This is a genomic window from Stenotrophomonas sp. GL_111 (assembly GCF_057835245.1).
In genome coordinates this window covers 403,450-415,000 of record NZ_CM174421.1, presented here as the reverse complement: position 1 = coordinate 415,000, position 11,551 = coordinate 403,450, and the positions used below count along the sequence as shown (strand labels likewise).

The following is an 11,551-nucleotide window of genomic DNA, read 5'->3' as shown; positions in this document are numbered from 1 at the left end:
CTACCACACTCTAGTCGCCCAGTATCCACTGCAATTCCCAGGTTGAGCCCAGGGCTTTCACAACAGACTTAAACAACCACCTACGCACGCTTTACGCCCAGTAATTCCGAGTAACGCTTGCACCCTTCGTATTACCGCGGCTGCTGGCACGAAGTTAGCCGGTGCTTATTCTTTGGGTACCGTCAGAACAACCGAGTATTAATCGACTGCTTTTCTTTCCCAACAAAAGGGCTTTACAACCCGAAGGCCTTCTTCACCCACGCGGTATGGCTGGATCAGGCTTGCGCCCATTGTCCAATATTCCCCACTGCTGCCTCCCGTAGGAGTCTGGACCGTGTCTCAGTTCCAGTGTGGCTGATCATCCTCTCAGACCAGCTACGGATCGTCGCCTTGGTGGGCCTTTACCCCGCCAACTAGCTAATCCGACATCGGCTCATCTATCCGCGCAAGGCCCGAAGGTCCCCTGCTTTCACCCGAAGGTCGTATGCGGTATTAGCGTAAGTTTCCCTACGTTATCCCCCACGAAAAGGTAGATTCCGATGTATTCCTCACCCGTCCGCCACTCGCCACCCAGAGAGCAAGCTCTCCTGTGCTGCCGTTCGACTTGCATGTGTTAGGCCTACCGCCAGCGTTCACTCTGAGCCAGGATCAAACTCTTCACTTAAAAACGCATAGTCCGAAGACTAAAAATTTAAAGCTGCAGATGCTTGACCGCTGGCAACGTTTCGCTTGCTTTAAAACAATTGATATGTTGCTTGATCAAACGTCTGCAAGATGGACATACATCCTTCCTGCAGGCGCCTTCACAAGATACCTGCGCATACTGTCAAAGAACTTGGGAGTCGGCCTCAGCGCCTTCCTCCGTGTACCCCGACGTTTCCGTCGTTGCGAGCCGCCCATTATAGCCGGCTTATCTGCTTCGTCAACACCTTTTTTCAAGGCCGCTTCACCGTAGTGAACCGTTGTTACCGATGCCGCTTCGTCGTTCCGATCCGGAGATCATTTCGTCGTTGCGAGCCGCCTATTATGTCAGGCTTTTCGTTTCCGTCAACACCTTCTTTCGAAGTAGTTGGCTTCCTGATCCTTCGCGGTTGGCGCCTTGCGGCGACCCCTGCGTCGGGGGAGGTGAAGTATGTGCCCATCGGGGGCATTTGTGAAGGGGGCAAGACAGTTTTTTTCACGCCCCGGGCCTCCCATTCAGGTCCGGCCGACCCTGGTCGGCCGGAAACCCTTGTGGCGCTTAGGCGGCGACCAGCAACACGCGGGCGAAGTTGCGCTTGCCAACCTGCAGCAGGCCCTCGAAACCGGGCACGAACACCTGCTGGGCGTCGTCCACCACCTCGCCATCGACCTTCACCGCACGCTCTTTAAGCTTGCGTGATGCCTCCGAATTGCTCGGAGTGAGCCCGGCGGTAGTCAGCAGGGCGCCGATCCGCAGGCCTTCGGCCGGGATCACCACTTCCTGCAGCGGCAGCAGGGTCACATCGCCCTGCCCGGTGACCGCCGCATTCCAACCGGCAATGGCCAGCTCGGCCGCGGCAGCATCATGGAAGCGCGTGGTCAGCTCACGGGCCAGGCGCAGCTTCACCTCACGCGGGTTCAGGCCGCCGGCTTCGACCTGCTGGCGCAGGCTGATCGCCTCGGCCTGGCTGATATCAAAGGAGAGCAGCTCGATCCAGCGCCACATCAGGTCGTCGCCGATCTTCATGGTCTTGGTGACCATGTCGATGGCCGGCTCGCTGATACCAATGTAGTTGTTGAGCGACTTGGACATCTTGGCCACGCCGTCCAGGCCTTCCAGCAGCGGCATGGTCAGCACGATCTGCGGCTTCTGGCCGTAGTGCTCCTGCAGGCCACGGCCCATCAGCAGGTTGAACTTCTGGTCGGTACCGCCGAGTTCGACGTCCGCCTCCAGGGCGACCGAGTCGTAGCCCTGCACCAGCGGGTACAGGAACTCATGCAGGGCGATCGACTGCTGGGCGGCATAGCGCTTGGCGAAATCGTCGCGCTCGAGCATGCGCGCCACGGTGTGCTGGCCGGCCAGGCGGATCATGTCGGCCGCGCCCATCTTGCCGAACCACTCCGAATTGAAGCGCACTTCGGTCTTGTCGCGGTCCAGCACCTTGAAGACCTGCTCTTCATAGGTACGCGCGTTGGCCAGCACGTCGTCCTTGCTGAGCGGCTTGCGGGTGACGTTCTTGCCCGAGGGGTCACCGATCATGCCGGTGAAGTCGCCGATCAGAAAGATGACCTGGTGGCCGAGGTCCTGGAACTGGCGCAGCTTGTTCAGCAGCACGGTGTGGCCCAGATGCAGGTCCGGGGCGGTGGGGTCGAAGCCGGCCTTGACCCGCAGCGGGCGGCCGCTTTCCAGGCGCTGACGCAGCTCCTCGGACTTGAGGATTTCGTCGGCGCCGCGACCAATCAGGGCGATGGCTTCTTCAATGGACGACACGGTGCAACTCCCGGCAATGCCTTATTTACATGAATGACGTTAAGTACAAGTTAACCGCATGCGCTTCACAAAAGCCAATAGGCACAAGGGTTTGACGCGGTATTTATACCTGTCTATGTTACCGACGTTTGGGCCCGCGCTCCCGGGCCAGCCAGGAACAGACCGACGATGCTCAATTCCGATCAAGGCCGCGCGCGCAAGCAGCGCTTCAAGGAACGTCTCCACGTCCTCCACGACACCGCCCTGCATCGGAAGCTCAAACAGCATCTTCCTGCCGCTTTCAACCAGCGCTGGACGCACCGGCACTGGATGCACGCCAGCCTGTTCGTCACCATCGGTGCGCTGGTGGCCACGATCGTGCCGGGCTTCTCGCACACCATCGACCCGCCCTACTCGCTGGACCATTCGACGCTGGCGCTGCCGTTGCCGCCGCTGTCCCAGGAACGCCAGCGCCAGGTACCCGGCGACAGCTGGCAGGTGCTGCGGGTGCAGCGCGGGCAGACCCTGAGCAACCTGTTCGACGAGGCCGGCATTCCGGCCACGGTGATGCACCAGGTGCTGGAGCACCCTGGCGCACGCGAGGCGCTGACCAAGCTGCGCCCCGGCGCGGAGATCGCCTTCGACCTGCCGCTGTCGGGCAACCTGCGCACGATCCGCTTCGACCGCGATGCCGACAACCGCGTGGAGCTGTCGTTGAAGGACGACACCATCAGCGAGAAGGTGATCAAGCGCGAGTCCTCGATGCGCCGGGTGGTGGCCAGCGGCGAGATCACCAGTTCGCTGTATGCCGCCGCACGCAAGGCCGGGCTGTCGCCGTCGGCGATCGCCACGATGACCGACGAGATCTTCAAGTACGACATCGACTTCTCCAAGGACCTGCAGCCGGGCGACCGCTTCAGCGTGGTGCTCGATGAGACCTGGCGCGAAGGCGAGAAGGTGGACACCAGCAAGATCCTGGCGGCCACCTTCACCTCGGGCGGCAAGACCTACAGCGGCTTCCGCTTCGACCGCAACGGCAAGTCCGAGTACTTCGACGTCAGCGGGCGCCCGCTGAAGAAGAGCTTCATCCGCATGCCGATCCCGTTCGCGCGCCTGAGCTCCAGCTTCGGTGCTCGCAAGCACCCGGTGCTGGGCAAGATGCGCATGCACAAGGGCGTGGACTACGCCGCGCGCACCGGCACCCCGATCATGGCCGCCGGCGATGCCCGCGTGCAGTTCGCCGGGGTCCAGCGCGGCTATGGCAACGTGGTGATCCTGGACCACGGCCGCGGCCACACCACGCTGTACGGGCACATGTCGCGCTTCGGCGCGATCAAGACCGGCCAGCGCGTGGCGCAGGGCACGGTGATCGGCTATGTCGGGTCGACCGGCCTGGCCACCGGCCCGCATCTGCACTACGAATTCCGCGTCAACGGCGTGCACCGCAATCCGTTGTCGGTGACGATGCCGCCGCCGGAGCCGTTGCGTGGCGCTGAGCTGGCCGCCTTCCGCGCGCAGACCGCGCCGGCGCTGGCGCGCATCCAGGGCATGGAAAAGCTGATCTACGCCGAGGCCAGCCCGGCCCCGCAAGTGGCCCCGGGCGACACCCAGGCACAGCCGCAGACCGCCAGCGTGGCCAAGCCGGCCAAGCGCAACCGCGGCTGATCACCGGTTACAGCGCGCGGCCACGCGCGCATTGACGGCGGCAACGGGTTGCGCGGAAGCTGGGCGCACTCCGTTGGACGCCGTGGCCATGACTGCTGTTGACCCGCAACTCCCGCTCTACCTGGGCCTGATGTCCGGCACCAGCGCCGATGGCATCGATGCCGCGCTGGTGCAGTTTCCCGCCGAGGGCGGCTGCCGGTTCGTGCACGGCCACACCCATGCGTGGGAACCGGCGCTGCGTGCCGAGCTGATCGCCCTGGGCGAAGGCGGCGACATCGCCTCGCTGGACGCCCTGGGCCGGATCGACGCCCGCATCGGCCTGACCTTCGCCGAGGCCGCCCAGGAACTGCTGCGGGCCAGCGGCGTGGACCGCGCACAGGTGCGTGCGATCGGTTCGCACGGGCAGACCGTGCGCCACCGGCCGTTGGGCGACCCGGCGTTCACGATGCAGCTGGGCGATGCGAACCGGATTGCCGAAGCGACCGGGATCACCACGGTGGCCGACTTCCGCCGTCGCGATGTGGCCGCTGGCGGGCACGGCGCGCCGCTGATGCCGGCGTTCCACCTGGCGATGCTGGGCACCGCCGATGAAGACCGCGCGATCCTCAACCTGGGCGGCATCGCCAACCTGACCCTGATTCCGCGCGAGGGCGTGCCGCGTGGTTTTGATACCGGCCCGGCCAATGCGCTGCTGGATGCGTGGTGCCTGCGCCATCGCGGCCAGCCGTTCGATGCCGACGGCGCCTTCGCCGCCAGCGGGCAGTACGACGAGGCCCTGCTGCGGCGCTGGCTGGCCGATCCGTGGTTCGCGCTGCCGCCGCCGAAGAGTACCGGCCGCGAACAGTTCCATCTGGACTGGGCGCAGGCGGCACTGGGTGATGGCCAGCTGTCGGCGGCCGATGTGCAGGCCACGCTGCTGGAGCTCAGCGCCGCCACGGTGGCTGATGCGCTGCTGGCGCACCTGCCGGGGGCGAAGCGGGTGCTGGTCTGCGGCGGTGGGGTGCGCAACCCGCAGTTGCTGCGGCGGCTGGGCGCGCGGCTGCCGGGCGTGGTGATCGAATCCAGTGCGGTGCATGGGCTGGACCCGGACTATATGGAAGCGATGGGCTTTGCCTGGTTGGCCCAGCGCACGCTGGATGGGCTGCCGGGCAACCTGCCCAGTGTCAGCGGGGCGCGGGGGCCGCGCATTCTTGGGGCGATCCACCTGGCTTGAGGCGCAGCCGAGCATGGCTCGGCTCTACACGGGGATCCCGTGCGTGCGGACGATGCCGCGTGTACCGGGGATCCCGTGCGTGCCGACGATGCCGCGTGTGCCCGGGTAGTGCCGAGCCATGCTCGGCAACCCGCTACACGCCCTGCGCATCAGGCAAGGCCTGCAGGGCGGCGATGGCATCGGCCAGCGCGTCCACTTCCGGGTTCTTGAAGCCGCTGTGGACTTCCAGCTCGCTGGCGAACAGGCCCTGTTCGAGCAGCACCACGCAGGTATGTTCGCGCGTCCAGCCGCGGGCAACCGCCACGCGCCGGATACGTTCGTTCAAGTGCGGGTCCAGATCCCGCAGCAGCAGATCGACCATTGTTCTCCCCGTTGGCAAGCACCGCCCCCACGGCACAACGGGCTTGATCATGGCGCAGCGGGGCGCGGCGGGCAACCTGGGTCAGGCTGCCGGGGCGCGGCGACGCTGCTGACGGATCAGCAGTGCACACAGGATCACCACCGGGATGCCGATCAATGCGGTGCCGGTGAAGAACAGCGCATACCCTTCCAGCAGGGTGCGGCCCTGGGCCAACGATTGCACCGCCCAGCCGGAGAGCCCCTTCAACGCCTTGCCCGGCATGGCGTAGAACGAACTCAGCAAGGCGTACTGGGTGGCGGTGTAGCCGATGCTGGTCAGGCTGGACATGTAGGCGATCAACGCGGTACCGGCGAAGCCGCCGGAAATGTTGTCGATGGCCATGGCGATGGCGAAGCTGGTCGGGTCCGGGCCGACATAGGCCAGCCAGGCAAAGGCGAGGTTGGACGCCGGGCCAAGCACCGCGCCGACCAGCAGCGTGGCAAGCACGCCCCACCGCACCGACACCAGACCTGCCGCGGCAATGCCGATGAAGGTGGCCACCAGCCCGACCGAGCCGCGCACCGCGCCAACGGTCTCTTCGGCCAGGCCCAGGTCCACGTAGAACGGGTTGGCCATCGGGCCCATGATGAAATCGGCCATACGGTAGACGCTGATCGCCAGCAGGATCAGGATCGCGCCGCTGCGGTGCTCGCGCACGAAGGCCACGAACGGACCCACCAGTGCATCGAACAGGCCGCGTGGCGTCCACAGCGGGGCCGCCTGGGTCTGCACGGCCAGCTGCGCGCGCGCCGGCTCCCTGGCCATCACCACGGCCACCACGCCGAGCGCCATCAGGCCGGCCATGATTTCGTAGGAGATCTGCCAGCCCACCCGCGCGGCGATCAGCAGGATCAGCGCATCGGTGACCAGCAGCGCGGTGCGATAGCCCAGCGCGGCCGAGGAGGTCAGCAGGCCGAGCTGTTCACTGTTCTCGGCGATCTCGATGCGCCAGGCATCGATCACGATGTCCTGGGTCGCCGAGGCGAAGGCCACCACGGTGGCCATGACCCCGAACACCACCAGGTGTTCCCAGGCAATGCCAAGGAAGACGAAATGGCCGCCCTTGGGCTGGACCAGCGCCATGCCCACCAGCGCCACGGCCACCACCAGCTGGGACAACAGCATCCAGCCGCGGCGACGGCCGAAACGCCCCAGCAACGGCGCGTTGACCTTGTCCACCAGCGGGGCCCACAGGAACTTCATCGAGTAGGCCAGACCCACCCACGACAGGAAGCCGATGGTGGTCAGTTCGATGCCTTCCTTGCGCATCCAGAAGCCGAGCGTGTTGCCGACCAGGTAGATCGGCAGGCCGGAACTGAAGCCCAGCAGCAGCATGGCCAGCACCTTGCGCTGGCGCAGGTTGGCCAGCACCCGCTGCCACGGGCGACGCGGCTTGACGACCGCTTCGGTCATGGGGCGTAGTCCACCGTGAACGGGGCATGGTCGGAGAAGCGCTCATCGCGGTAGATCGAGCAGCTGCGCAGGCGCTCGCGCAGGCCGGGGCTGACGAACTGGTAGTCAATACGCCAGCCCACGTTGTTGGCGCGGGCCGCACCGCGGTTGCTCCACCAGGTGTAGTCCTCGCCCTGCGGGTGCAGCAGGCGGTAGGCGTCGGTCCAGCCCTGGCCGGTGCCCACATCCAGCGCCTGGTCGGCGTCGGCGCACTGGCCGTTGAGCCAATCGCGCTCGGGCGGCAGGCAGCCGGAGTTCTTCTGGTTGGATTTCCAGTTCTTGATGTCCAGTGCAGAGCGCACGATGTTCCAGTCGCCACACAGCACGTAGTCGCGGCCGCTGGCGGCCCATTGCGCCAGGATCGGGCGCAGCCACTCCATCACCTCGAACTTGAAACCCTGGCGCAGATCGCCCGAGCTGCCCGAGGGGATATAGAAGGAGACCACGCTGAGGTTGCCGTAGCGGGCCTCGATGTAGCGGCCTTCATCGTCGAACGGGGCCCAGCCCAGCGAGGTGATCACCTCGTCAGGCTTGCGCTTGCTGTAGATGGCCACGCCGCTGTAGCCCTTCTTGGTGATGGCGTCGCGGTAGAAGCAGTGGTGGCCGTCCGGGCGGAACATCGGGTCGGTCAGCTGGTCTTCCTGGGCCTTGGTTTCCTGGATGCACAGGACGTCGGCGTCCTGGGCGCGGAACCAGTCGAGGAAGCCTTTGGTGGCGGCGGAACGGATGCCGTTGGCATTGAAACTGATGATGCGCATGCTGACCCGGGTATGGAGCGGTAACCGCCAAAGCATACCGGGAAGACCCGGTGGCGGCTCGCCGGAATCGGTCGGCATGCCCCACCCGGCCGTTGTCTCCGGCGCGGCTGCGACACCGCGCCACGGGGCGGCGGAGGGCGAAAAATGCGCCCATGCATTAGGATTTGCGGTCCAAATGAATTGAATAGAGTCCTGATGAGCGACCATCGTCACCGTTTCCTGCAACTGGCCCTGACCGCCGACGCCCTGCGTTTTGGCCAGTTCACCCTGAAGTCGGGCCGCCTGAGCCCCTATTTCTTCAATGCCGGCCGGTTTGATTCCGGCTCGCTGATGTCCCAGCTGGCCGCCTGCTACGCCGATGCGGTGGAAGCCACCGGGCTGAAGTTCGACGTCGTGTTCGGCCCGGCCTACAAGGGCATTCCGCTGGCCACCGCCACCGCCTGCGAGTTCGCCCAGCGCGGCCGTGACCTGCCGCTGTCGTTCAACCGCAAGGAAGCCAAGGCCCACGGTGAAGGCGGCAACCTGATCGGCGCGGACATGAATGGCAAGCGCGTGCTGATCGTGGACGACGTGATCACCGCCGGCACCGCGATCCGCGAGGCGCTGACCATCATCAAGGACGCCGGCGGTACCCCGGCCGGGATCGTGGTGGCACTGGACCGCCAGGAGATCGCCTCGGAAACCGACCCGCGCTCGGCCGCCCAGGCCGTGGCCGAAGAAGCCGGCATTCCGGTGGTCGCTGTGGCCACTCTGGCCGACCTGCTTGATTTTGCCTCCGGAAATCCGGAACTTGTCGGGTATCGGCAGCCGCTGGAGGACTATCGTTCCCGCTACGGCAGCCGTCCTACGCGCTGACAGCAGGGGGCTGCCACCATGTCCAGGTTCACCACGATCACCTTCATCGGCCTGTTGCTGGCCGCGCCCGTTCTGTCGGCCCAGGCCCAGCGCGGGGGCAGCACCGAGCCCAAGCCGAAGAAGCTGTACTGCTGGAACCAGGGCAAGGAGCGGATCTGCAGCGATGCGCTGCCGCAGGATGCGGTCAACAGCGCGCGCGAAGAGTTCAGCGCCAGCAGCGGCCTGCGCCGCGGCGAAGTGGAGCGGTCGATGACCGAGGATGAGCGCGCTGACGCGGCCGTGGTTGCCGCGCAGCGCCAGCTCGACCTGGCCGCCGAGCAGACCCGTCAACGTACCGAACAGGCGATGCTGTCCACGTTCGAGAATGAAAGCGACCTGCGCCGGGTGTTCACCGAGCGCACGGCGATCATCGACAACAACGTGCAGACCGCCAGCTACAACGTGGCCAGCCTGCGCGATGCGCTGATCACGCTGCTGGGCAGCGCCGGCGACCGCGAGCTGGCCGGGCAGCCGGTGCCGGTGAAACAGGTGGAGAGCATCCGCCAGCGCCACACCGAGCTGGTGGCGCAGCAGCGCATGCAGGCCTCGTTCCAGCAGCAGCGCAAGGCACTGGATGTGGAGATCGAGGAAACCCTGCAGCGCTACCGGCTGCTCAAGGGCGTGGGCAGCGACCCGCGCGGCTAAGCCGCGGTTGCACCCCGATCACGACGAAGGCGGCCAAGGGCCGCCTTTTTCATGCCCGCCGTATTTATTTATGCACTCTTTACGCGCCAGCCCGGTCCTGGGCGTGGAGCGTTTATGCCCCTGAGGCAGACCATGCAGCCCTGACGTGGAGTGTTTCCACCAGGACGCTGCAATGACCCCGAATCTGATCGTAGATGCCGCTGCCACCGCCCGTGGGCGCTTGGCATGCCTGCGTGTTCCTTCCCTCTTCCGCGCGTGAGACCCCTGCCATGACTGCCTGGCTTTCCCTGCTGTGCGGCGTGCTGGTGCTGGTCGCCGCCGCCTACCTGCTGTACGTCGTGCTTCGGCCCGATGCGTTCTAAGCGGACCCTGCCATGACTGAGATTCTGTTGATCCTGTTGGCCAGCATCGCGCTGGCCTTTCCCCTTGGCCTGTACCTGGCGCGGGTGATGCGCGGTGCTCCGATGCGCGGCGACGCGCTGTTCGGGCTGGTTGAAAAACCGCTGTACCGCCTGCTCGGCGTGACGCCTTCGCGCGGCATGTCCTGGCGCGGCTACGTGGGCGCCTTCCTGCTCAGCAACGTGGTGATCGCGGTGCTGGTGCAGACCGTGTTCATGACCCAGGCCTGGTTGCCGTTCAACCCCGACCAGATTCCGAACATGCGCTGGGATACGGCGCTGCACACGATGGTGTCGTTCCTGACCAACACCAACCAGCAGCACTATTCCGGCCAGGCGCAGCTGTCCTACTTCGCGCAGATGACCGCGATCACCGGCCTGCAGGTGGTCACCCCGATGATGGGGCTGGCATTGGCGGTGGCAACGCTGCGTGCGTTGTTCGGCCAGCGCGCTGAAGCGGCCAACGCCGAAGAAGCCGCACTGGTCAGTGCCGACCGCCGCATCGACGTGGGCAACTACTATGCCGACGTGGTGCGCGCCTGCGTGCGCTTCATGCTGCCACTGTGCCTGCTGTGGGCGGTGCTGCTGACCAGCCAGGGCGTGCCCTCCACGCTGGCCGGTGGCCCGCAGGCCACGCCGATCGATGCCGCTTCGGGCATGCAGACGCAGAAGCTGCCGCTGGGCCCGGTCGCGGCGATGGTGGCGGCCAAGCAGCTCGGCGCCAATGGTGGCGGCTGGTATGGCCCCAACAGCAGCATGCCGCTGGAAAACCCGACCCCGCTGTCCAATGCGCTGGAGTTGATCGGCATCCTGCTGATCCCGATCAGCGTGATCTTCATGCTGGGGGCGTTCACCGGCCGCAAGCGGCTGGCCGGGCTGGTGTTCGGCTGCATGCTGGCGATGTCCAGCCTGTCGGTGGCGGCCACGGTGTGGCTGGAAGGTCACTCGGCCACCAGTGCCAGCCCCTTGCTGATGGAAGGCAAGGAGGTGCGCTTCGGGGCCGATGGCACGGCGTTGTGGGCGGCGGTGACCACCCAGGTCTCCAACGGCTCGGTCAACGGCATGCACGATTCGCTCAGCCCGCTGGCCGGTGCGGTGCCGATGGTGAACATGCTGATCAGTGCCATCTGGGGCGGCATCGGCTGCGGCCTGCAGCAGTTCTTCGTGTACCTGCTGCTCGGCGTGTTCCTGGCCGGGCTGATGACCGGGCGGACCCCGGAGCTGTTCGGACGCAAGCTGGAAACCCCGCAGATCCGTCTGCTGGCGCTGCTGGTGCTGCTGCAGCCGATCACCATCCTGGGCTTCACCGCGCTGACCCTGGCGATTCCCTCGATCACCGGTACCTCCAATCCCGGTTTCCATGGCGTCAGCCAGGTGTTCTACGAGTATGTGTCGGCGTATGCCAACAACGGCTCCGGGTTTGAAGGGCTGGGCGATGCCACGGTGTGGTGGAACCTGAGCTGCACCGCGGTGCTGCTGCTGGGCCGCTACCCGGTACTGATCATTCCGTTGATCGTGGCCGCACAGCTGGCCACCAAGCGGCGCGCACCGGAATCGGCCGGCACGCTGCAGATCGAAACCCCGACGTTCGCGATCACGCTGCTCGCGCTGATCGCCATCCTGACCGTATTGCAGTTCATGCCGGCGCTGGTGCTGGGCCCGGTGGCCGACCACCTGTCGCTGACCCAGCACTGA

10 protein-coding genes and 1 rRNA gene (1 of these 11 cut by a window edge) are annotated in these 11,551 nt (G+C 65.8%); 6 read left to right on the top strand and 5 right to left on the bottom strand.

Annotated elements, in window-relative coordinates; translation table 11 throughout:
* Nucleotides 1–664: ribosomal RNA gene (locus tag AC3IPM_RS01805) — 16S ribosomal RNA — on the bottom strand (it extends 881 nt beyond the left edge of the window).
* A gap of 576 nt (nt 665–1,240) precedes the next feature.
* Nucleotides 1,241–2,452 (bottom strand): tyrosine--tRNA ligase, encoded by a 1,212-nt coding sequence (gene tyrS / locus AC3IPM_RS01800; RefSeq protein ID WP_489302220.1) that lies wholly within the window; start codon nt 2,450–2,452, stop codon nt 1,241–1,243.
* 168 nt (nt 2,453–2,620) lie between these two features.
* On the opposite strand from tyrS, the gene AC3IPM_RS01795 reads away from it, so the two are divergent.
* Nucleotides 2,621–4,096, top strand: coding sequence for a M23 family metallopeptidase (locus AC3IPM_RS01795; protein WP_489302219.1), 1,476 nt, complete (start codon nt 2,621–2,623; stop codon nt 4,094–4,096).
* An 88-nt stretch (nt 4,097–4,184) separates the two neighbouring features.
* Nucleotides 4,185–5,309, top strand: a complete 1,125-nt coding sequence (locus AC3IPM_RS01790; RefSeq protein ID WP_489302218.1) for an anhydro-N-acetylmuramic acid kinase — start codon at nt 4,185–4,187, stop codon at nt 5,307–5,309.
* 133 nt (nt 5,310–5,442) lie between these two features.
* Here the strand turns inward: AC3IPM_RS01790 and AC3IPM_RS01785 are convergent, their stop codons facing one another.
* From AC3IPM_RS01785 to AC3IPM_RS01775, 3 genes are all read right to left on the bottom strand, one after another.
* Nucleotides 5,443–5,670: a hypothetical protein gene (locus AC3IPM_RS01785; protein WP_489302217.1), complete on the bottom strand. Its 228-nt coding sequence runs from the start codon at nt 5,668–5,670 to the stop codon at nt 5,443–5,445.
* Nucleotides 5,671–5,751: 81 nt separating this feature from the next.
* The gene (locus AC3IPM_RS01780; RefSeq protein ID WP_489302216.1) at nt 5,752–7,122 is read right to left on the bottom strand and encodes an AmpG family muropeptide MFS transporter; all 1,371 of its coding nucleotides are present in this window, start codon (nt 7,120–7,122) and stop codon (nt 5,752–5,754) included.
* Nucleotides 7,119–7,919, bottom strand: coding sequence for an exodeoxyribonuclease III (locus AC3IPM_RS01775; protein ID WP_489302215.1), 801 nt, complete (start codon nt 7,917–7,919; stop codon nt 7,119–7,121). Before AC3IPM_RS01775 ends, AC3IPM_RS01780 begins: the two co-directional genes overlap by 4 nt.
* Nucleotides 7,920–8,114: 195 nt before the next feature.
* Between AC3IPM_RS01775 and pyrE the strand changes: the two genes are divergently transcribed.
* The 4 genes from pyrE (at nt 8,115) to kdpA (ending at nt 11,551) form a co-directional block, all read left to right on the top strand.
* On the top strand, nt 8,115–8,774 hold the full coding sequence (pyrE, locus tag AC3IPM_RS01770; RefSeq protein WP_489302214.1) for an orotate phosphoribosyltransferase: 660 nt from the start codon (nt 8,115–8,117) through the stop codon (nt 8,772–8,774).
* An 18-nt stretch (nt 8,775–8,792) separates the two neighbouring features.
* A complete protein-coding gene (locus tag AC3IPM_RS01765) occupies nt 8,793–9,458 on the top strand; it encodes a hypothetical protein (RefSeq protein ID WP_489302213.1) in 666 nt (221 codons plus the stop codon).
* A gap of 269 nt (nt 9,459–9,727) precedes the next feature.
* A complete protein-coding gene (locus tag AC3IPM_RS01760; protein ID WP_489302212.1) occupies nt 9,728–9,820 on the top strand; it encodes a potassium-transporting ATPase subunit F in 93 nt (30 codons plus the stop codon).
* A 12-nt stretch (nt 9,821–9,832) separates the two neighbouring features.
* Entirely contained in the window at nt 9,833–11,551 is a 1,719-nt protein-coding gene (kdpA, locus tag AC3IPM_RS01755) for a potassium-transporting ATPase subunit KdpA (RefSeq protein ID WP_489302211.1), read from the top strand.

What these genes read in the sequence shown, in the direction of transcription:
- AC3IPM_RS01795 (WP_489302219.1), top strand. Translation starts at nt 2,621, where the DNA reads ATGCTCAATTCCGATCAAGGCCGCGCGCGCAAGCAGCGCTTCAAGGAA.
- AC3IPM_RS01790 (WP_489302218.1), top strand. Translation starts at nt 4,185, where the DNA reads ATGACTGCTGTTGACCCGCAACTCCCGCTCTACCTGGGCCTGATGTCC.
- AC3IPM_RS01785 (WP_489302217.1), bottom strand. Translation starts at nt 5,670, where the DNA reads ATGGTCGATCTGCTGCTGCGGGATCTGGACCCGCACTTGAACGAACGT.
- AC3IPM_RS01780 (WP_489302216.1), bottom strand. Translation starts at nt 7,122, where the DNA reads ATGACCGAAGCGGTCGTCAAGCCGCGTCGCCCGTGGCAGCGGGTGCTG.
- AC3IPM_RS01775 (WP_489302215.1), bottom strand. Translation starts at nt 7,919, where the DNA reads ATGCGCATCATCAGTTTCAATGCCAACGGCATCCGTTCCGCCGCCACC.
- pyrE (WP_489302214.1), top strand. Translation starts at nt 8,115, where the DNA reads ATGAGCGACCATCGTCACCGTTTCCTGCAACTGGCCCTGACCGCCGAC.
- AC3IPM_RS01765 (WP_489302213.1), top strand. Translation starts at nt 8,793, where the DNA reads ATGTCCAGGTTCACCACGATCACCTTCATCGGCCTGTTGCTGGCCGCG.
- AC3IPM_RS01760 (WP_489302212.1), top strand. Translation starts at nt 9,728, where the DNA reads ATGACTGCCTGGCTTTCCCTGCTGTGCGGCGTGCTGGTGCTGGTCGCC.
- kdpA (WP_489302211.1), top strand. Translation starts at nt 9,833, where the DNA reads ATGACTGAGATTCTGTTGATCCTGTTGGCCAGCATCGCGCTGGCCTTT.